This is a genomic window from Bacillus cereus group sp. BfR-BA-01453 (assembly GCF_022662915.1).
Lineage (GTDB): Bacteria > Bacillota > Bacilli > Bacillales > Bacillaceae_G > Bacillus_A > Bacillus_A paranthracis.
Window position 1 is genome coordinate 469,765 of the sequence record NZ_JAKUEN010000003.1, and the last position, 18,164, is coordinate 487,928.

An 18,164-nucleotide genomic window follows, 5' to 3' on the forward strand; every position below is an offset into this window, starting at 1 on the left:
TTATTCATGGAGCATAACTGTATTTTTTTGTAAAAATAATACATGTTAATTAACTTTTTAGACTAACGATTTATGCAGCTTGAGATATTACACTTATTATGGACAATCGGGCTTCAATATTGTCCGCATAAACTCTTCTTTAAATGCAGGATAATTAAAACCAACCGCAATTCTTTGTATCGGCCGATCATCAAACCTCGTCGGCTCAGCTATTTTTCTAAAGTCAGCCACACTTTGTCCTCTTGTTACGTCATTTGTCGTACTAATCCAAACTGCAGATTTTTTATATTCAAAAATATCATCATTTATAAATGAAATGAACGGAAGCAAATCGTGAATCGGACTTCCAGCAATACCCGGGTATTCTTTTTTATAAAAGTTCTCATAATAAAAATCAATCATTGGTTTAATAAGCTTTGCCTGCCCTGTTCCTTCTTTATTAATAATATCCACCATTTCAGGCGTAATTAGGGCCTGTTGCGTTACATTTAATGGATAAATAGTCGCATTCTTTGCGTACTTCATTACAATATTTGCAGCAATTGGATCTCCATAAAAATTTGCCTCCGATACAGGAGTAACGTTACCAGGAAATAAAAACGCACCGCCCATAATATAATACGAACATATTTTATCCATTACATTTGGATATAATAAAAATAATGTTGCCAATGTTGTTAATCTTCCTGTCGCTACGATAATAATATCTTCTGGACAAGGCTCAATTAATTTAATTAATTCACAAAAATTTTCCCGTTTACAAATCCTCATTTCAGGTGGAATAATGGGACCTAGGCCGTGCTCTCCATGAATCTCAGGAAAAAACAAAGGTTCTTCAGCTGTCATCGGTCTTGCTGCACCCTCAATGATTTTTACTTCTGTAGCATAGTATCTTTCTAAAAAATACACATTTTCTGTTACGATTTCTCGCGATACATTCCCATATTCAGCAACAATACCTAAAATATCTAATTTACATGTTTTATTTGCATAAATTAACGCCACAGCATCATCAATACCAAAGTCTCCAAAAAAGACGATTTTCTTATTAACTATACTCACCCCTCTTCAGCATTATCTACTATTATTAGTATGTAAAAAAGACAAGGCTGTGAAACGGTGCAAACTAAAAAAGCCGCCTATTTATTGGCGACTTCAATCTTTTTATAAGATAAATATGCTAGTACATTTTTACTTGAATCATATTTTGGATTATTTCCTTTTCTTGGTTCTCTCGTATGTGTTTTTTCAAATCCAGGAATATCCGGCATTTTCTCCATAAATTCAAGCATTTCTTCTTCAGTTCCTTCAATACGTACGCGAATCATTATTCCATTTCCTCAATTCTCATTTTCTCTGTTACTAAGTATAACGTACTTTGGAAAGACTGCAAGAAATTTATCTTTTTAATGTTAAACTTTTTTTACATACAAACAATGCCATTTCAGTATAAAACGATATGATTTTATTATTTTCATATTGAATGTTAAAGAATTCTTGCATTTCAACTGATGTTTTCATCATACATTCTGTTAACTTCACCCGCTTCTGCAAAGGTACATTCATCATATCGCACCACCAGTCAAAATCAAATTTCTTGTCAAAAGTAAGACATGACTGCATTTGCAAACCATTTTTCTCTAATAAGGTAATCCATTCTGTTTTTTTCAAAGCCCGTTCATGACTCGGATCCCGCTTTTTTTCTATAAAATTATAAAATGTATCGTATTCATTATTTTCCGGTGAAACATTATCTATTAAAATAAACAATCCATTATCTTCTAACGTACGATTTACTTCATAAATAAACTGAGCTGGATTCATAAAGTGATGTGCTGCAATTCGGCACGTAATTGTATCAAAAGAACTATCAGAAAACGGTAAACTCTCAGCGTTTCCAGCAACAAAAGACACATTTTCATGGCCGTTACTTATAATAAATTTTTTTGCATTCTCTAACATTTTTTCTGTTAAGTCTAAAGCAACTACTTCTTTAAACAATGGCGCTAATACATTTGCAACATGTCCTCCGCCAGTAGCAATATCAAGAAGACGATTATTATGACGAGACTCAACTTGTTGAACTACATATTGTAAATCCGGTCCTTTAGCATGAATTTTACTTTTTACATACTTCTCCGCATTATTACCAAACTGTTGTTTCACAAGCTCTTCTTTACTCATTTTATCATCTTCTTTCTATTGTTATTTACATATAGAATTCATATAATAATTAAAGTTCTCTTTATGTATTTTCAAATCCTCTTTTCAGCTCACTTCTTATCATGCTGTCCTATCATCAACATAAAATCGATTTTCCGTTTACATATAAAACAAAAAAGGCTACGGGAACTTGTCCCCTAACCTGACTAAATATCAATTACATTTTTACTTTTTCATATACATCTATATAATATAAATCCTCTTTCAACTTCATAATAACGTCTACTTCGTTATAAGTAGCCTCACGAGCATGTAAACCAAATTGATCCATACCAATCCATATCCATCCAGGTGTATGATAGAGAACATCTATGTTAAAATACTCTAATTTAGTAAGCTCCGATTTAATAAATTTATCTTTATTAGCAATTTGTTTATCTATTAAACCATATTCTTTTCCATTTTCCAATAGCGATATAATTTTTCCTACAATCGGGTGTTCACGAACAATAAAGTGATATTCCTTTTCCTCCACATTCGCCACAATTAAACGAGAATCAGATAAATCAGCCTCTAAATTCGACATCTTTATTTATTCACCTCCTTTATGAGTTTCATAAACATAATAACAAATGAATATTCAAATAATATTAATATAATGTAAAAAATAAAAAAGCTGACTTCCCTTTAGAAATCAGCCTTTATAGTTTAATCATCTGTATACTTTTACAAACTATTATAATGTTTCTTTTTCCTCATCCTTTCCAGAAACTAAATTCCCAATAGCATCTGCTGTTACTTCCACCACAAATTCACAGATTCCTGCTACAACTTCTCCAATCACTTCATCCATCATTTTTACCCCCTTATTTTATGTAACTTATTTGTAGTATAGAAGAGATTGGTTATTTTTAACTATCGGAAAACGTGACAACAACATTACAGTTTTGTAAGCTTTTTAATTTATTTCGCTTCTATACTTTGAAACTTCAAGTATGATTCACAAGCATATAGGTCATCATAATATTAAGTGAATACTAATTTTGCTAGAGGAGGCGTGTAAAATTTACTACGTAAAATTAATTAAAGGTCAATCCTTCTATGCTTTTAATCATCGTTTCTTAATATCTGAAGAAGAAGAGGTTTCCGAGAAAGTTTATAATTACTTACGTCGTAATGAATTTTTCGAAGTACGCAAAGAAGAATATTCGGCCTAATGTATAAAAAGTATCAAGAAAAATATCATTTACTTGTGATAATTTCTTGATGCTTTTATTTTATTTCTCCTTACCTTCAATGAATTTTTAATCATAAGTTTTGTACATTTGGACTTACTTGTTTCATCTATTAACACATCAAATTTTTGACAAATCAAAAAGATTGAATTCCATTCATGAAACACGTAATATAGACTCTGACTCTAAAAAATTTCGTTAAAAATAATACATAAAATAAGGAGGTTTTATATACGAGTTTTTCATTTTAAAAGACGGCGAGGTTTTATATTATGTGGCGTAATAAAAATGTTTGGATTGTTTTAATTGGGGAGTTTATTGCTGGTTTAGGGTTATGGCTTGGTATTCTTGGTAACCTAGAATTTATGCAAAAATATGTCCCTTCTGATTTCATGAAATCAGTTATATTGTTTATCGGTCTATTAGCAGGTGTTCTCGTGGGACCTATGGCTGGTCGCATTATTGATCAGTACGAAAAGAAAAAAGTTCTTCTTTACGCCGGTTTTGGTCGCGTTATTAGTGTTATTTTTATGTTTTTCGCTATCCAATTTGAAAGTATCGCCTTTATGATTGCATTTATGGTTGCTCTTCAAATTTCAGCAGCATTTTATTTCCCTGCCTTACAATCAGTGATCCCGCTCATCGTACGTGAGCATGAGTTATTACAAATGAACGGTGTACATATGAATGTAGGTACAATTGCTCGTATTGCAGGTACTTCACTAGGTGGAATTCTTTTAGTTGTAATGAGTTTACAGTATATGTATGCCTTCTCAATGGCAGCATACGCTTTATTATTCCTCTCAACTTTCTTCCTACAATTCGAAGATAAGAAGTCAACAACACCTAGTAAACAAGCGGCAAAAGATAATAGCTTTATGGAAGTATTCCGTATTTTAAAAGGAATTCCGATTGCTTTCACAGCACTTATATTAAGTATTATTCCTCTATTATTTATAGCTGGATTTAATTTAATGGTAATTAATATTAGCGAAATGCAACATGATCCAACGATTAAAGGATTTATATATACGATTGAAGGTATCGCATTTATGTTAGGTGCCTTCGTTATTAAACGTTTATCGGACCATTTCAAACCTGAAAAGTTACTATATTTCTTCGCAGTTTGTACCGCTTTTGCACATCTATCATTGTTCTTTAGCGATATAAAATGGATGTCTCTTACATCATTTGGTTTATTTGGTTTTAGTGTCGGTTGCTTCTTCCCTATTATGTCGACAATTTTCCAAACGAAAGTGGAAAAAAGCTATCACGGCCGTCTATTCTCATTCCGTAATATGTTTGAGAGAGTTATGTTCCAAATTGTCTTACTTGGCACAGGCTTCTTCTTAGATACGATTGGATTGCAATATATGGTTCTTATTTTCGGTGTTATTTCATTATTCATTATTTTCATATCGCTTTCTAAACAGAAACAGTATGAAAAACAACCATCGCAATCTGCGAATTTATAACATAAACAAAGAAGCATGGGGCCTATTAGATTAATCCATGCTTCTTTTTTATATAAAACTTTATTTATTACACTTATTGAAATTATTTAAAGGAGTACCCTCTTTTGCATTCGAATATAGTATATTAACAAGATATCCTGGAAGTGCAAGAATGTCTGCTGGCATACAGCTATTTATTATCCTTCTTTTTGTAATTGCTATGTTTAGCATCCTAAACCTTTTAGCCATTTCCCTTTCTCAGCATAACTTTAAAAGAAGAATTGGCGCAGGTTTTATATTTTCACTACTGACTCCCCTTGTCTTTTTGACTACCACAGCATTCGATTCTATATTTGATAAAGCTGGATTTGGCGCAGGTACATTAGCCTTTATTGTTGCAATTGTATATATTTTAAATGGAATAATGGTCCTACTTTCCTCTTTATTTTTCCTCAAAAGAAACATAACATAAGCTACAGTACTCAGCATGAATCTAACTTTGCACTAGATTCATGCTTTTTCAATTCCCCCTGAATTTTTATATGAAATTAAATAATTCTTTATAAAAATTTAAACTTTTTTTATTACAATATTCCTATCGCATTCGCACGTTTATCGAAAATAAAAAGAAAGGAGTACAAAATGAAAAAGGTTCTATTACTTATTCCATTATTCATTATACTACTCAGTGGATGTAGCAATAATGACATATACGGCACTTGGGAAGTCGTTGACAACAAAAACGGTCTTTGTCCTATATCGTATAAATTTGAAACAGTTGTAAAAGAAGAAAAGAAAGAAAAAATCATTCAATATTTAGTAGAAATGCAAACAACGAAGAAAAAAGAAGATTTATACAAAGGTTCATTTGTAAAGGACTCTAATGTATATCACATTGATTATGGTAATTCATTTACATCGGATCAAACTATACAAGTTGTCGATGGCAAATTAAACGTATACTTTTATGCAGTGGAAAAGTTATGTACATATAAAAAGAAATGATTGCTCTTCATTTAAAACGCAGAAAATATTTTCTGCGTTATTTTTATCCTCCCTCTAAATTCGTCAATCGTTTTAATTTTCATAAAAAAATGATAAAATGTACTCATGTGTTTTCAGAATAATTAAAAACGCAGAAAGAAAACACTGTTTTTAGGAGGGGTTTTGATGACTTACACGTTAGCAACTAGAATGAAAGCATTCCAATCTTCTATATTTAGTGAATTAGGGGCCTATAAAAAAGAAAAAATTGCAGCAGGTCACAAAATGATTGATTTAAGTATCGGGAATCCTGATATGCCACCTGCTGATTTCGTAAGAGAAGAAATGGTACATACAGCAGATCAAAAAGAAAGCTATGGATACACATTAAGTGGCATTCAAGAATTTCACGAAGCTGTAACTGAATATTACAACAACACTCATAATGTTATATTAAATGCCGATAAAGAAGTTTTATTATTAATGGGGTCACAGGACGGACTCGTTCATTTACCTATGGTTTATGCGAATCCAGGAGATATTATATTAGTTCCTGACCCAGGATATACAGCTTATGAAACAGGAATTCAAATGGCCGGTGCAACATCTTACTATATGCCTTTAAAAAAAGAAAATGATTTCTTACCTAACTTAGAGCTAATTCCTGAAGAAATTGCGGATCAAGCGAAGATGATGATTTTAAACTTCCCAGGGAATCCCGTTCCAGCAATGGCTCATGAAGATTTCTTTAAAGAGGTAATCGCATTTGCGAAAAAGTATAACATTATTGTTGTCCATGATTTTGCTTATGCTGAATTTTATTTTGATGGTAATAAACCAATTAGCTTCCTCTCTGTACCTGGCGCTAAAGAAGTTGGCGTAGAAATTAACTCTTTGTCAAAAAGTTATAGTTTAGCAGGTAGCCGTATTGGTTATATGATTGGTAATGAAGAAATTGTCGGGGCACTTACACAATTTAAATCTAATACAGATTACGGAGTGTTTTTACCAATTCAAAAAGCGGCATGTGCTGCACTAAAAAATGGTGCTGCTTTTTGTGAGAAAAACCGTAGTATTTATCAAGTACGTAGAGATACTTTAATTGATGGGTTCCGAACATTTGGCTGGAATGTCGATAAGCCAGCTGGTAGTATGTTCGTCTGGGCCGAAATTCCGAAAGGCTGGACTTCTATAGACTTCGCTTATGCATTAATGGATCGTGCGAATGTCGTTGTTACACCAGGTCATGCATTCGGACCTCACGGTGAAGGATTTGTGCGCATTGCACTCGTTCAAGATAAAGCAGTGTTACAACAAGTTGTTGAAAACATTAGAAATAGTGGCATTTTCGCCCTTGAAAAAGTAGATGAATTAGTTAAAAATTAGTTCCCACTCCCCTGCTTAACTATAGCAGGGGTATTATTCATTGGAGGTACTTAAATGCATATTAAAGACACGCTTCCCCATCGTTATCCATTTTTAATGATTGATAAAGTAACAAATGTAAAACAAGGTGAATCCGTTACAGGATATAAACTCATTACAAATAACGAATGGTTTATAAATGATAGTCAAAATCATATGCCTCATATGTTAATTGTAGAGGCACTTGCTCAGCTTAGTGCATTTGTACATACAAGTGATTCTAACGGACTAGGCTTCCTTTCCTCGTTAGATGGGGTTACGTTCCATGAAAAAGCATATCCCGGTGATAAACTTAATTTGCATTATGAGTTAACTCGCAATCGCCGAGGTTTTGTTCTCGGTAAAGGTACCGCAACCGTTAATAATCAGCCGATTGTAACAATAGAAAAGCTATTAATATATCAAGCTGATTAGAGTGTTCCTTACATTAGTTGAGAGTATGATTTAACACGAAAGCATATTACGTAGTTAGGAGCAGGTAAATGGAAAGTACGATTGGTATCGATGCTGGAGGAACATTAACGAAAATTGCTTATTTAAACGAACAAAGGCAACTAGCTTTTGAAAAATTTTATTCAAATGAACAAGATAACATAATAGATTGGCTTAAGAACCAAACTGGTATAAAACAAATATGTATTACAGGTGGTAAAGCAAAACAATTACAGCAACTACTTTCACCCTCATATAAAATAGTAGAACTAAATGAATTTGAAGCTACTCTTATAGGCGTCCGCTACATGTTAAAAGAAGAGAAATATGCTGTAAACAACTTTATTTTAACAAATATCGGCACAGGTACTTCTATTCATTACGTTTATAATGACAAATATATTCGAGCTGGTGGAACTGGTGTTGGCGGTGGTACTATTATGGGACTTTCAAAATTATTAACAAATATAGATCATTTTGAAGATGTGATCCCTTTAACAAAAGTAGGAACTAGAAAAAAACTAGATATTACGGTTGGAGATATTTATGGTGGTATTCTCTCCCCTATTGATAATAGTTTAACTGCAAGCAATTTTGGCAAAGCCGCTATGACAGAATCAAATTATAATAGCTCAGATATACTTGCTACTGTACAAGGACTTGTCGGTGAAGTCGTTACTGCATTAAGCCTTCAATTCGCCGAAACAAAAAACATTGACCATATTATTTATATTGGTTCAACTCTATGTAATAACATACACCTTCAAAATATTATTAGTAGCTACACAAAATATCAAAATAAAACACCTGTTTTTTTACGAGATGGTGGTAATAGCGGTGCGATTGGTGCTTTACTTCATGTTACGGATAAAAAAAGCTGACACTTGTCAGCTTTTTTGCAACGGTACTTCAAATTCAATAATCGATTCCCCGTTCTCGCCAATTCGCTCTACACTAATCCTATCAATTACACATTGTAACTTTTCAGGTAAACTATGAATATCCTTGGCTACTTCAGCAGCTAACTCCTCACTTTCTTTTCTCCCGACTGTTACATGCGGTATGTACGGAATATCTTCTTTCAAAAATTGTCTTAAAGGTTCTGTATACAGCATATCATGTAGTTTGGCTATTTGTTCTTTCCCCCTCTCAACTTCTAAAAACAAATAGTTTCCTACACTAGTAATACGATTTGCAAATTCAATTTCAATTTTCCCTATCCCTCTTGATAAATTCAAAATATGAGATTTTAATTCACCATTTGAAATATTACTCTTAAATGGAAATACAATTGTTATATGCGGTGAAATTAATTCAAATAAAGGATCATGTTTTTGTCTAATATTCTCTATTTTATCGATGGACATATTATTTAGAAAAACTAAAATTGTACGCATTTTTATCCCCTCTACTTTCCCTTATTTTAATATGTATCATATTCTATAACAATCTTGCACTTCAACAAATTATTTTACTTACCTATAAAAATAAAAAACTTCTCAAATGAGAAGTTTTCATATAGTATGATTACTATTCCCCCGCAAAACTTTCCTAAACCTTATATAACAAGCAATTCTCCAAGGAATAATATATGAGACAGCAACTACGTAAAATAATAAACCAACCGTTTGTTGATCTAAATCTACAATAAATTGTCTTGAACCATACCTTAAAACGACAAGTGCAATAAAAGTAATTAAAAAAGCTGCACTTTTTTTCGTATAAATATTCCCATCGTCCCTTCGTTCATAATTTGTTAATACTATAAGCGGCACAGCAAAAAGTACCCCAATGAATACCGCTATAACTACTTGTAATATAGCTGGATGTACTGGACCAAAAAACCATACAACACCTGGTGTTAAAAATAATAACGGCCATAAAATACCTTTTCCTGATCCCTTTATTGGCTTATGCATGGAGCGATAACGACGCCAGAATATTAATAGTGCAACGCCTAAAAAGACTGTAATGAGTGAAGATGTGTCTCCCATTTGCTATCCTTCTCTCTATAGTAATCTAATAATATTTTAAATCGTTTTTTCGAATGATACTTTACGAATAAATATACTACTAGTTATGATATAAAGGACAGTTAATCCAATTGAAATAACAGTAAAATACGGTATATTTACTAAAGATCCATCACTCGTAAATAATAAACTGGTTACCCCTGCTTCTCCATAAAGTACACTATTTGTTGATAAGAAAAGGGTCCCACCAATCATAAGACCGATCCACTGAAATCGTTGTTTAAAAACTACTACCACTTGAAAGAAACATGCTGTTGTAACATAAAATAAAAATTGCAAAATAAATTGTTGCACCGATTGCTCCAAAAAACTAACATTTACTAAATTATATTTTATATCTTGTAAAAGCATTATTTGAAGAAACGAAAACATTGCGGATTGCAAGATGATATAACAAATTGCTCCGATGAAATATTGAATTCTCGTTACACCAAATGAAACAGCTAAACGAAATAGCTCATCTTGAATGATGAAAACACTCCCTACTATAAACAACATAATTGCTATTGACGGGTTATTTATAATTTCGGGTAAATAACCAATGTTCACTCCATTTAAATGCGCAGCATTTAAACCCCCTTTTATTAATAAGGCTACAATCCAAAATATTAAAATTGCTTTATAATGAAAATTAATATGTAACTTTAACTGTTTCATTAATATCGTCATTCCACTTCACCACCAGTTATGTGAATAAATAATTTTTGTAATGTAATTCTATCAATTGCTAAACCTTCTTTTTCAAGAGAGTAATAATCTTCATTAGAAAGTTCTTCCCATATAACAGCAATACCCTTATTTCCATAAACTTCTCGATTTAATACTTTTTTATTGATCAAGAACTCGTCCACTTTATCCTTTTTCCCTGAAATAATCTGAACTTGTTGTAATAAATCTTCTACCAATGATTGAACAACTAATCTTCCTTCTTTTATGATTATCACATCTTCAATCACATGGGTTACTTCTTCTACTAAATGTGTTGATAATATAATTGTTCGTGGATACTCACCGTAATCTTCTAGTAGTAGACTATAAAATAATTCACGGTGTGCTGCGTCTAAACCTGTAGTTGGTTCATCAAAAATAGTAATTGGTGCTCTACTTGCTAATCCTTGAATAATTCCTACGACTGTTTGCATACCATGGGATAGTTTATGGTATTTCTCTGTCATATTCAGCTTAAATTTATCTGCCAGTTCTTCAGCATAAGCTCCATCCCAATTTTTATAAAACATGCTACACATCTTAAAAATTTCTTTTACTTTATAGCTTAAATGTGCCTCTTCTTTTACTCTAATAAAACAAATATTTTGCATCGCTTTACTATTCTCAAAAACATGTTCGCCAAATATTGATACGCTTCCACTACTTGAAGTAATTTGACCTGCAAGTAAATTTAATAGTGTCGTTTTTCCTGCTCCATTTCTCCCAAGCAAACCATATATTTTATGCTCTTCCAATGAAATCGTAACTTCATTTACAGCTACTTTCTTTTTATATTTTTTCGTTATCTCTTTCGTTTCAAGTGCAATCATTCCTCTTTCCCCTCCTTCGTAATTTTTTGAATCATATCCATCAATTCATCTTTTGATATTTCTAGCACTTTTGCTTCTTCCCACACTTTCGGTAAATATTCGGTCATAAAAGTGTTTTGTCTTTTTTTTAGTACGACTTCTTTCGCTCCCTTTGCAACAAACATCCCGATCCCTCTCTTTTTATATAAAATCCCTTCATCCACTAATACGTTTACCCCTTTAGCTGCAGTAGCTGGATTTATTTGTAACATCTTCGCAAATTGATTTGTTGATGGAACTTGTTCTTCTTCAAGTAATATGTCTTTTAAAATATCTGATTCAATCGTTTCTGCAATTTGCAAGTATATTAATTTATTTTGCTCCAGAGTAGGTTTCATAATTTCACCACCTTAGGTTCATAGGTTCATTACTTATGTAATCAACCATATCACATAAACATATTTATTTCCATAAATTTCTTTTACAAAAAAAGAGAGTCATTCTTAAACGAATGACTCTCTCTCTAAAATTTCGCAGTTTCAACTCTTGTTCTCAAATTCTTTTCATTTATACCATTTTGACAAAAGTTAAATTGTTTTCCTTTTATCAACTTTGTACGATCTACTATTTGCCCTAAATGATAACTTGTATGCTCCACTAAATGTAATAAACTATGAAGATCAATATGTCTTTTTTCTTCCCATACTTGTATATATTCTGTTCCCCATTCATCAAATACTTCTTCAACGTACTGTAGCAAAAGCTCAGTACGTTGTCGCTTTACTGGAAAATACTCCTCAATTCCCTTTTCAAAGACTATATTTGGATTTTTATAACGACTAGTATTTCTCTGTATATGTTCACAAATATGTAGTATGATTCCACCAATTGAATTCACAGAATCCCCTTGTTTCCATAAATCTTCTTCACTAACGTGAGCTAATTACCTGTATTAACTTAGGTAAATAATGATCTTGCATTCGATGATAAGTAATTTTATATAATAACTCCACCTATTTTCCTCCCATCATTTCAACTGCTGTACTGGATACTTTACAAATAAAGCATTCCTAAACTCTTTATCATTCATAAGCATTGTAATTTCTTCGTTATTTTCGTTAAGAAACTTCACCACTTCCTTTTTATCCCATATATCATTTTCTTTTGGGAAATTATCAAATTTTTCATACAGGATTGATAGTATTTCTTCTCTTTTTATCGTGAAATTTTTATTTTCTACTTGAAACTCGTAGCTTTTCGCATTTGGTACTAAAATCGCTAAATAAATAACGTTAAAGAGAAAATTCTTCTCCATCGTATCCTTACCATCAAACCAATACGTCTCAACCATGTCTTCTGTCAGAGTTCCATTTTCTTTTGCACCATAGTACACCTTTATACTTTCATTCTCTAAACTAATACTTTGAAATGTATCACCACCGGGTAAATGATTAACAATTGCAACTACATCTGAGTTATTCCCAACATATGTCCCCGCATATTTCTTAAAATCACCAGGTTTCACATCAGATATTTCTTTTATTCTTTCTCCGCTAGAACAAGCAGTAATAAATAAAAAAATTGTTAGCATAACAACTACAATACGATGCATATATTTCATTTAGCATCCCCCATTTTTATCGATATTTCGTTAATTACAATACATCTTCTCAAAACCCTTTAAAATATACGCATTTTAATCAAAATTAAAAATTTTCACTTTTCCTGTTTACAATTATCCATTAATTGTATATAATTACTAACGTAAGAAAAATATTCTAAAAGGAGGTCGAAGGAAATGATGAAATTACAATTGCATGCTTTAACTTTAGCGTTAACTGCACCTATGTTTTCTGGACAATTAAATATGAATTCGACCAACCTAATGGAGAATTGAAAATCGTACATTATTTCGATTAATTCATAAATTCGCCACAGGAGGTCGTATACTTTCCTGTGGCTTTTTCACGCCCTGCCATAGGAGAACTATATCTTCCTGTGGCTTTTTTGTGCGATTTTTTAGCCTCTTACATCATTTTTTTAAGAAAGGAGCAACATTCGATGACTATTAGCGTATTGTTTTTAAGTATTACGATTCAAAGAAATAAAATTTCTAAAGATGAAATGTTTCATAATGAGCAAATAGAAAAAGCTATGAATGATGTTAAGGAGCGCCAAGCACTTTATTGTGATCACATGTAATTCCTTTTCGAAAGGAGGAATTCATTTATGACTTTTCATATTTTCTTTTTTACGACTGTACTTCAGAAGAACACTTTAACTGAGGCTGAAATCATTCGTAAGCAACAAATAAAACAACTGACTGATAAAATGACTGACATTAAAAGTTCATATTATACTCATATGTATTAAAAATATATTTTTAAGGAGAAATACCTTCATGAAATTTAAAGCATTCTTTTTAACGATTACCATTCAAAAACGTAAGCTTTCTCAAAGTGAGATTTTACGTGAGCAACACATTCAATATATTATGGACGAAGTAAAAGAGCGTCAAGCTTCTTATTACACACGTCTTTTCTAAATTAATTATAAAGGAGCAATACCTTCATGAAATTTAAAGCATTCTTTTTAACGATCACGATTCAAAAACGTAAACTTTCACAGAAAGAGATTTTACGTGAGCAACACATTCAAACTATTATGGACGAAGTAAAAGAGCGTCAAGCCTCTTATTACAGCCGTCTTTTCTAAATCAATTATAAAGGGGTTTTATCTAATGAAATTTAAAGTATTCTTTTTAACGATTACCATTCAAAAAACTAAGTTCTCGGACAGTGAGGTATTGCATGACCATCAAATTAATAAAGCTATGGAAGATGTAAAAGAACGTCAAAGTCACTACTGTAGCCATCTATAATTCCTTTCGAAAGGAGGAATGTATCATGAAGTTTCATCTTTTCTTCTTAACAATTACAATCCAGAAAGAAATCTTTTCTGAAGATGAATTAAAACAAGAGCAACAATACAAAAAGATTATGGACGAAATCCGAGATCATAGAAGCAAATACTACACTCACCTATAATCCTTTAAAAATATAAAACTTGAAAGGAGTCGATTATGATGTTAATAGCACGTTGTAAGGAAATGATTTGGATAGTTCAGAGGGATTCCACATAGTTTTATTGGAGCTATATCATACAACTTTAACGTTATATTTGATATGTAATAAATATACAATAAAATTGCATTTGTACACTTTTTAACTTTGGTTAATAAACAAAGATACACCACTTAAAAAGCGGTGTATCTTTCTAAACATATACTATTTTCGATTACTTCGTTTCGTCTTAAACAATCTCACTAAGTTCGATACAACTGTTTTCGTTACTGCATACACTGGCACCGCCAAGATCATTCCGATAATTCCCGCAAAGTTACCTACCCCTAAAATTAAAATAATAATTGTTAACGGATGGATATTTAATTTTGAACTCATAATACGGGGTGAAATGATGTTACTTTCAAATTGTTGTACAATTGTTACGATAATAATTACGTACAACGCTTGCATCGGAGATACGAACAAACCTACAATAACAGCTGGTGCTGCACCGATAAATGGACCTAAGTTAGGAATTATATTTGTAAATGCAGCTATAATTCCTAAAACAAAAGCGTACGGTAAATCGATAATTAAATAACCGATAAAAGTAAAAGCACCTACAAATATACAAACGAGCGCTTGCCCTTGAATATATGCAGATAATGTTTCGTTCGTTTCCTTAATGATACGAAGCCCTTCTTCACGGTATGACTCTGGTAATAAACTTACTGCTTTTCCTGGAAACGCATGTCCATCTTTAAACATATAAAATAAAATGAACGGTACTGTAAAAATAACTAATGCGACGTTCGTTATGATACCAAATAAAGCCGTTGCACTCGACGTAATGGTGTTTGGTATATCCTTTAAGTATTCAATTGCATTTTTTTCAATTGTTTCAATGGAAACATAATTTTGTGTAGATAACCATTCAAACAATCTATGATGGGATAAATCTTGTATGTATAGTTTTCCCTCTTTTATATAGCCTGGCATATTTTTCACTAAATCCATTAGCTGTTGTGAGATCGTTGGAACAACTACCCCAACGCCAACCGCAGTTAATGTTATGATAAAAAGATATAACAGTAAAATCGCTAAATTTCTAGGTACTTTTTTCTCCTCTAAAAAAACTAACACCGGATTAAATATGAAGTATAAAAATAACGCGATTAAGATTGGGAAAAACAGCGTTGATATGAAGATACCAATCGGTTGAAATAGAAACGATATTTTTGTGCAAATAAATATGATCGCTACAACCATTAGCACTTCTAATGTCCAAAAGTGCACTTTCGATTTCAAAAAAACGTCCTCCTTTAAACTAGCACTTCTCTTCATTGTACCAAAATAAGTAACAATTTCACATAATATTTTCCTTTACAATATTCCAAAATACCAATAAATACACTACAATGAGATTACATACAAATTTGCAGGTAAAGGTGATAAAAATGACACAATGCATCATTTGCAGAAAAGATACGAAAGAACTTAGTGAACAATATGTCATCCCAGAAATATTATGTGGATATTATTTCACAAACTCAATTTGTGATACTTGTTATGAACAAATGACAACAAATATTGATCGCCCCTTAATCCGGCATAAATTAAGTCAGTTTAAGATTGAACACATGAAAAAACAGATTGACTCCCCGCTCTATACGAATGAGCATGGTGAGGAACTTGCAGCGGCTGAGACAGATGTTGTTGAAGTAAGTGACGAAATACTTTATTCTAATGCATTAATTATGAAACTATGTAAAAAGCACGATATTTCACTACATAATGAAATTTGGAAAGAAGAACGTGTAACGAAAGTAGCTAGCTCTATTCAACGTGAATTACTTTTAGATAACCGTAAGTATAAAATGAGTATATTAAAAATGGCTTATACTTTCGCTGTACAAGCAGTCGATGGCTATTTTGAAGATCCAGATGCGATTGATATTTCTAGCATCCTATCAAATGCCGACTTCATGGAATTAAAAGAAAAGAGCATTGTTCGCGATTTAAGCAAAAGTTCTTTATGGAATACATTAAATACAAATAGTGAAAACCACTACTTTATTTTATTAAGTGATAAAGATGGTCTGTTCTGTTTCATTCGTCTATTTGATATTTTTGATGTTGTCGTTCATTTATCAGAAAAGAGATATGAACTTCCATCACCAATTGTCGGCGTAAATGATGTAAATAAGCAAAAATTTTACGTTCAAACTTTAAAACAGTATATGGACGGGCTCTTTAAAGAAAAGTCACCTTCTATTTAATTAGAAACAGAACATACGGTCTCCTTTCTTGATGAAAAGACACTGTGTTATAATAAGTATGAAAAGAACAATACAATCACATAAACCAATTATAAATTGTATATAAATAAAAAAGACTAGTGTGCGGCTACACACTAGTCTACGTAACTTAGCAGATTGGATTGTTCATTTATCCTATTTGTTTCTTACAAACAAAACAACCCACATTCTATTGGCATAGGTGGGTTGTTATTTTTTGAGCTTGTCTATTAAAACGACGACGAATGTTAACAATGCAACGAGAAACAGTCCACCTTGCAGTAACAACGCTATTTCACTCACTTATTATCACCCCCCTCCTACTTAGAGAAGTGATAATTGAACAACCAACCGTACCTTAAGTTACTATTTAATTTTACCATATTTTCTGATAGTTTACGATGAAAACCCGCAAGTGATTTACTTGCGGGTTTTTTCTCACTATTTTTTTAATGCATATGCATCAGCTATCATTTCACCAACAATTTTATTTTCTTGCTTCTTATCTTCCTTCAATAAAGGAAATAACAGTTCTGCCACTTCATATGCCTCTTCTAAATGAGGATATCCTGATAAAACAAATGTATCAATTCCTAAAGCTTCATATTCTTTTATTCTATTTGCTACTGTATGCGGATCTCCAACAAGCGCAGTACCTGCACCACCTCTTACAAGCCCAATGCCAGCCCATAAATTAGGACTTATCTCTAACGACTCCCGTGTACCTTTATTTAAATGGGTCATTCGCTTTTGACCAACTGAATCATATCTTGCAAATGTCTTTTGAGCAAGCTCAATTGTCTCATTATCTACATATTGAATTAAACGTTCTGCCTCTTCCCACGCTTCTTCTTCTGTTTCTCTTACAATTACGTGTAACCTGATGCCAAATCGTACTGAACGCCCCTTCTCTTCTGCCAGTTTTCTTACTTCCTCTATTTTCTCCTTCACTTGCTCTGGCGGCTCTCCCCACGTTAAATATACATCACTATGTTCTGCTGCAACTTCCTTTCCAGCAGCGGATGATCCTCCAAAATATATAGGAGGGTATGGCGTTTGCACTGGCGGGAACACAACTTTACTTTCCGTAACTTTAATATGTTTTCCTTCTAAAGAAAATGTTTCACCTTGCAATGTCGATTTCCAAACTTTTAAAAACTCATCAGCTGCTTCATATCTTTCATCATGCTCAAGATACAATCCATCTCCTTGTAATTCAACTGGATCTCCTCCAGCGACTACATTAATAAGTAACCTCCCGTCTGAAATTCTATCAAATGTAGATGCCATCCTTGCTGCAACTGTCGGTGACATTAGTCCCGGTCTAACTGCTACTAAAAATTTTAGCTTTTCTGTCTCAGCTGCAAGTGCCGATGCTAATACCCATGGATCTTCACAACCTTGGCCAGTTGGAAGTAACACACCTGTATATCCTAAATAATCAGCTGCCTGTGCAACTTGTTTATAATAACCATACTCAGCTGCTCTTCCTCGTTTTGTCGTTCCTAAATATCGTCCATCTCCATACGCCGGAATAAACCATAATAATTCCATACCTT

The 18,164-nt window shown here is 32.5% G+C and carries 27 protein-coding genes and 1 pseudogene; 14 read left to right on the plus strand and 14 right to left on the minus strand.

Annotation, left to right across the window (positions count from 1 at the left end; translation table 11 throughout):
* Positions 1 to 96: 96 nt before the first annotated feature.
* From MR070_RS09900 to MR070_RS09915, 4 genes are all read right to left on the minus strand, one after another.
* Positions 97 to 1,062: a nucleoside hydrolase gene (locus tag MR070_RS09900; protein ID WP_000029506.1), complete on the minus strand. Its 966-nt coding sequence runs from the start codon at positions 1,060 to 1,062 to the stop codon at positions 97 to 99.
* 77 nt (positions 1,063 to 1,139) lie between these two features.
* Positions 1,140 to 1,328 (minus strand): YvzF family protein, encoded by a 189-nt coding sequence (locus MR070_RS09905; protein ID WP_000621882.1) that lies wholly within the window; start codon positions 1,326 to 1,328, stop codon positions 1,140 to 1,142.
* 70 nt (positions 1,329 to 1,398) lie between these two features.
* Positions 1,399 to 2,184, minus strand: coding sequence for a class I SAM-dependent methyltransferase (locus tag MR070_RS09910; protein WP_000031325.1), 786 nt, complete (start codon positions 2,182 to 2,184; stop codon positions 1,399 to 1,401).
* Positions 2,185 to 2,380: 196 nt separating this feature from the next.
* A complete protein-coding gene (locus MR070_RS09915) occupies positions 2,381 to 2,749 on the minus strand; it encodes a hypothetical protein (protein ID WP_000067099.1) in 369 nt (122 codons plus the stop codon).
* A gap of 478 nt (positions 2,750 to 3,227) precedes the next feature.
* Between MR070_RS09915 and MR070_RS09920 the strand changes: the two genes are divergently transcribed.
* The 7 genes from MR070_RS09920 (at position 3,228) to coaW (ending at position 8,574) form a co-directional block, all read left to right on the plus strand.
* The gene (locus MR070_RS09920) at positions 3,228 to 3,380 is read left to right on the plus strand and encodes a YqbF domain-containing protein (protein ID WP_080559811.1); all 153 of its coding nucleotides are present in this window, start codon (positions 3,228 to 3,230) and stop codon (positions 3,378 to 3,380) included.
* Positions 3,381 to 3,670: 290 nt separating this feature from the next.
* The gene (locus MR070_RS09925) at positions 3,671 to 4,873 is read left to right on the plus strand and encodes an MFS transporter (RefSeq protein ID WP_000269244.1); all 1,203 of its coding nucleotides are present in this window, start codon (positions 3,671 to 3,673) and stop codon (positions 4,871 to 4,873) included.
* 151 nt (positions 4,874 to 5,024) lie between these two features.
* On the plus strand, positions 5,025 to 5,324 hold the full coding sequence (locus MR070_RS09930; protein ID WP_242261160.1) for a hypothetical protein: 300 nt from the start codon (positions 5,025 to 5,027) through the stop codon (positions 5,322 to 5,324).
* Between the two features lie 170 nt (positions 5,325 to 5,494).
* Positions 5,495 to 5,857, plus strand: coding sequence for a lipoprotein (locus MR070_RS09935; RefSeq protein ID WP_044793533.1), 363 nt, complete (start codon positions 5,495 to 5,497; stop codon positions 5,855 to 5,857).
* Positions 5,858 to 6,022: 165 nt separating this feature from the next.
* Positions 6,023 to 7,222, plus strand: a complete 1,200-nt coding sequence (locus MR070_RS09940; RefSeq protein ID WP_242261161.1) for an LL-diaminopimelate aminotransferase — start codon at positions 6,023 to 6,025, stop codon at positions 7,220 to 7,222.
* 54 nt (positions 7,223 to 7,276) lie between these two features.
* On the plus strand, positions 7,277 to 7,675 hold the full coding sequence (locus MR070_RS09945; RefSeq protein WP_242261162.1) for a 3-hydroxyacyl-ACP dehydratase FabZ family protein: 399 nt from the start codon (positions 7,277 to 7,279) through the stop codon (positions 7,673 to 7,675).
* 68 nt (positions 7,676 to 7,743) lie between these two features.
* Positions 7,744 to 8,574: a type II pantothenate kinase gene (gene coaW / locus MR070_RS09950; protein WP_242261163.1), complete on the plus strand. Its 831-nt coding sequence runs from the start codon at positions 7,744 to 7,746 to the stop codon at positions 8,572 to 8,574.
* A 6-nt stretch (positions 8,575 to 8,580) separates the two neighbouring features.
* Here coaW and MR070_RS09955 read toward each other — a convergent pair whose 3' ends face one another.
* From MR070_RS09955 to MR070_RS09985, 7 genes and pseudogenes are all read right to left on the minus strand, one after another.
* Positions 8,581 to 9,090: a 2'-5' RNA ligase family protein gene (locus MR070_RS09955; protein ID WP_242261164.1), complete on the minus strand. Its 510-nt coding sequence runs from the start codon at positions 9,088 to 9,090 to the stop codon at positions 8,581 to 8,583.
* A gap of 117 nt (positions 9,091 to 9,207) precedes the next feature.
* Positions 9,208 to 9,687: a CcdC family protein gene (locus MR070_RS09960; RefSeq protein ID WP_242261165.1), complete on the minus strand. Its 480-nt coding sequence runs from the start codon at positions 9,685 to 9,687 to the stop codon at positions 9,208 to 9,210.
* 36 nt (positions 9,688 to 9,723) lie between these two features.
* On the minus strand, positions 9,724 to 10,395 hold the full coding sequence (locus MR070_RS09965; RefSeq protein WP_242261166.1) for a DUF4052 family protein: 672 nt from the start codon (positions 10,393 to 10,395) through the stop codon (positions 9,724 to 9,726).
* Positions 10,392 to 11,264, minus strand: coding sequence for an ABC transporter ATP-binding protein (locus MR070_RS09970; protein ID WP_000560929.1), 873 nt, complete (start codon positions 11,262 to 11,264; stop codon positions 10,392 to 10,394). Before MR070_RS09970 ends, MR070_RS09965 begins: the two co-directional genes overlap by 4 nt.
* Positions 11,261 to 11,641, minus strand: a complete 381-nt coding sequence (locus MR070_RS09975) for a GntR family transcriptional regulator (protein WP_000805193.1) — start codon at positions 11,639 to 11,641, stop codon at positions 11,261 to 11,263. Before MR070_RS09975 ends, MR070_RS09970 begins: the two co-directional genes overlap by 4 nt.
* A 125-nt stretch (positions 11,642 to 11,766) precedes the next feature.
* Positions 11,767 to 12,256: pseudogene (locus MR070_RS09980) on the minus strand (DinB family protein).
* 14 nt (positions 12,257 to 12,270) lie between these two features.
* Positions 12,271 to 12,864, minus strand: a complete 594-nt coding sequence (locus MR070_RS09985) for a DUF4825 domain-containing protein (protein ID WP_070806288.1) — start codon at positions 12,862 to 12,864, stop codon at positions 12,271 to 12,273.
* Positions 12,865 to 13,304: 440 nt separating this feature from the next.
* Between MR070_RS09985 and MR070_RS09990 the strand changes: the two genes are divergently transcribed.
* Genes MR070_RS09990 through MR070_RS10015 form a run of 6 tightly spaced genes read left to right on the plus strand, consistent with a single transcriptional unit; the run spans position 13,305 to position 14,290 of the window.
* The gene (locus MR070_RS09990; protein WP_000156179.1) at positions 13,305 to 13,445 is read left to right on the plus strand and encodes a YrzI family small protein; all 141 of its coding nucleotides are present in this window, start codon (positions 13,305 to 13,307) and stop codon (positions 13,443 to 13,445) included.
* 27 nt (positions 13,446 to 13,472) lie between these two features.
* On the plus strand, positions 13,473 to 13,616 hold the full coding sequence (locus MR070_RS09995; protein WP_000142733.1) for a YrzI family small protein: 144 nt from the start codon (positions 13,473 to 13,475) through the stop codon (positions 13,614 to 13,616).
* 28 nt (positions 13,617 to 13,644) lie between these two features.
* Positions 13,645 to 13,788 carry a YrzI family small protein gene (locus MR070_RS10000; RefSeq protein ID WP_000668986.1) on the plus strand — a complete coding sequence of 48 codons (144 nt, stop codon included), beginning with the start codon at positions 13,645 to 13,647 and terminating at the stop codon, positions 13,786 to 13,788.
* Between the two features lie 26 nt (positions 13,789 to 13,814).
* Entirely contained in the window at positions 13,815 to 13,958 is a 144-nt protein-coding gene (locus MR070_RS10005; RefSeq protein ID WP_000668966.1) for a YrzI family small protein, read from the plus strand.
* 25 nt (positions 13,959 to 13,983) lie between these two features.
* Complete coding sequence (locus MR070_RS10010) at positions 13,984 to 14,124, plus strand: YrzI family small protein (protein ID WP_000669815.1); 141 nt, start codon at positions 13,984 to 13,986, stop codon at positions 14,122 to 14,124.
* Between the two features lie 25 nt (positions 14,125 to 14,149).
* Complete coding sequence (locus tag MR070_RS10015) at positions 14,150 to 14,290, plus strand: YrzI family small protein (protein ID WP_000668486.1); 141 nt, start codon at positions 14,150 to 14,152, stop codon at positions 14,288 to 14,290.
* Between the two features lie 240 nt (positions 14,291 to 14,530).
* Here MR070_RS10015 and MR070_RS10020 read toward each other — a convergent pair whose 3' ends face one another.
* Positions 14,531 to 15,616, minus strand: coding sequence for an AI-2E family transporter (locus tag MR070_RS10020; protein WP_000837888.1), 1,086 nt, complete (start codon positions 15,614 to 15,616; stop codon positions 14,531 to 14,533).
* Positions 15,617 to 15,765: 149 nt separating this feature from the next.
* Between MR070_RS10020 and MR070_RS10025 the strand changes: the two genes are divergently transcribed.
* Entirely contained in the window at positions 15,766 to 16,587 is an 822-nt protein-coding gene (locus MR070_RS10025) for an HNH endonuclease (protein ID WP_000189720.1), read from the plus strand.
* 228 nt (positions 16,588 to 16,815) lie between these two features.
* Here the strand turns inward: MR070_RS10025 and MR070_RS10030 are convergent, their stop codons facing one another.
* Both MR070_RS10030 and ssuD read right to left on the minus strand, forming a co-directional pair.
* Positions 16,816 to 16,908, minus strand: coding sequence for a putative holin-like toxin (locus MR070_RS10030; protein ID WP_001289320.1), 93 nt, complete (start codon positions 16,906 to 16,908; stop codon positions 16,816 to 16,818).
* Positions 16,909 to 17,046: 138 nt separating this feature from the next.
* Positions 17,047 to 18,159: an FMNH2-dependent alkanesulfonate monooxygenase gene (gene ssuD, locus MR070_RS10035; RefSeq protein ID WP_000422272.1), complete on the minus strand. Its 1,113-nt coding sequence runs from the start codon at positions 18,157 to 18,159 to the stop codon at positions 17,047 to 17,049.
* Positions 18,160 to 18,164 lie beyond the last annotated feature (5 nt).

What these genes read in the sequence shown, in the direction of transcription:
- MR070_RS09955 (WP_242261164.1), bottom strand. Translation starts at nt 9,090, where the DNA reads ATGCGTACAATTTTAGTTTTTCTAAATAATATGTCCATCGATAAAATA.
- MR070_RS09935 (WP_044793533.1), top strand. Translation starts at nt 5,495, where the DNA reads ATGAAAAAGGTTCTATTACTTATTCCATTATTCATTATACTACTCAGT.
- MR070_RS09990 (WP_000156179.1), top strand. Translation starts at nt 13,305, where the DNA reads ATGACTATTAGCGTATTGTTTTTAAGTATTACGATTCAAAGAAATAAA.
- MR070_RS09940 (WP_242261161.1), top strand. Translation starts at nt 6,023, where the DNA reads ATGACTTACACGTTAGCAACTAGAATGAAAGCATTCCAATCTTCTATA.
- MR070_RS09925 (WP_000269244.1), top strand. Translation starts at nt 3,671, where the DNA reads ATGTGGCGTAATAAAAATGTTTGGATTGTTTTAATTGGGGAGTTTATT.
- MR070_RS09930 (WP_242261160.1), top strand. Translation starts at nt 5,025, where the DNA reads ATGTCTGCTGGCATACAGCTATTTATTATCCTTCTTTTTGTAATTGCT.
- MR070_RS09905 (WP_000621882.1), bottom strand. Translation starts at nt 1,328, where the DNA reads ATGATTCGCGTACGTATTGAAGGAACTGAAGAAGAAATGCTTGAATTT.
- MR070_RS09915 (WP_000067099.1), bottom strand. Translation starts at nt 2,749, where the DNA reads ATGTCGAATTTAGAGGCTGATTTATCTGATTCTCGTTTAATTGTGGCG.
- MR070_RS09910 (WP_000031325.1), bottom strand. Translation starts at nt 2,184, where the DNA reads ATGAGTAAAGAAGAGCTTGTGAAACAACAGTTTGGTAATAATGCGGAG.
- MR070_RS09995 (WP_000142733.1), top strand. Translation starts at nt 13,473, where the DNA reads ATGACTTTTCATATTTTCTTTTTTACGACTGTACTTCAGAAGAACACT.
- MR070_RS09970 (WP_000560929.1), bottom strand. Translation starts at nt 11,264, where the DNA reads ATGATTGCACTTGAAACGAAAGAGATAACGAAAAAATATAAAAAGAAA.
- MR070_RS10010 (WP_000669815.1), top strand. Translation starts at nt 13,984, where the DNA reads ATGAAATTTAAAGTATTCTTTTTAACGATTACCATTCAAAAAACTAAG.
- ssuD (WP_000422272.1), bottom strand. Translation starts at nt 18,159, where the DNA reads ATGGAATTATTATGGTTTATTCCGGCGTATGGAGATGGACGATATTTA.
- coaW (WP_242261163.1), top strand. Translation starts at nt 7,744, where the DNA reads ATGGAAAGTACGATTGGTATCGATGCTGGAGGAACATTAACGAAAATT.
- MR070_RS10025 (WP_000189720.1), top strand. Translation starts at nt 15,766, where the DNA reads ATGACACAATGCATCATTTGCAGAAAAGATACGAAAGAACTTAGTGAA.
- MR070_RS10015 (WP_000668486.1), top strand. Translation starts at nt 14,150, where the DNA reads ATGAAGTTTCATCTTTTCTTCTTAACAATTACAATCCAGAAAGAAATC.
- MR070_RS09965 (WP_242261166.1), bottom strand. Translation starts at nt 10,395, where the DNA reads ATGACGATATTAATGAAACAGTTAAAGTTACATATTAATTTTCATTAT.
- MR070_RS09960 (WP_242261165.1), bottom strand. Translation starts at nt 9,687, where the DNA reads ATGGGAGACACATCTTCACTCATTACAGTCTTTTTAGGCGTTGCACTA.
- MR070_RS10005 (WP_000668966.1), top strand. Translation starts at nt 13,815, where the DNA reads ATGAAATTTAAAGCATTCTTTTTAACGATCACGATTCAAAAACGTAAA.
- MR070_RS09985 (WP_070806288.1), bottom strand. Translation starts at nt 12,864, where the DNA reads ATGAAATATATGCATCGTATTGTAGTTGTTATGCTAACAATTTTTTTA.
- MR070_RS10000 (WP_000668986.1), top strand. Translation starts at nt 13,645, where the DNA reads ATGAAATTTAAAGCATTCTTTTTAACGATTACCATTCAAAAACGTAAG.
- MR070_RS09975 (WP_000805193.1), bottom strand. Translation starts at nt 11,641, where the DNA reads ATGAAACCTACTCTGGAGCAAAATAAATTAATATACTTGCAAATTGCA.
- MR070_RS09945 (WP_242261162.1), top strand. Translation starts at nt 7,277, where the DNA reads ATGCATATTAAAGACACGCTTCCCCATCGTTATCCATTTTTAATGATT.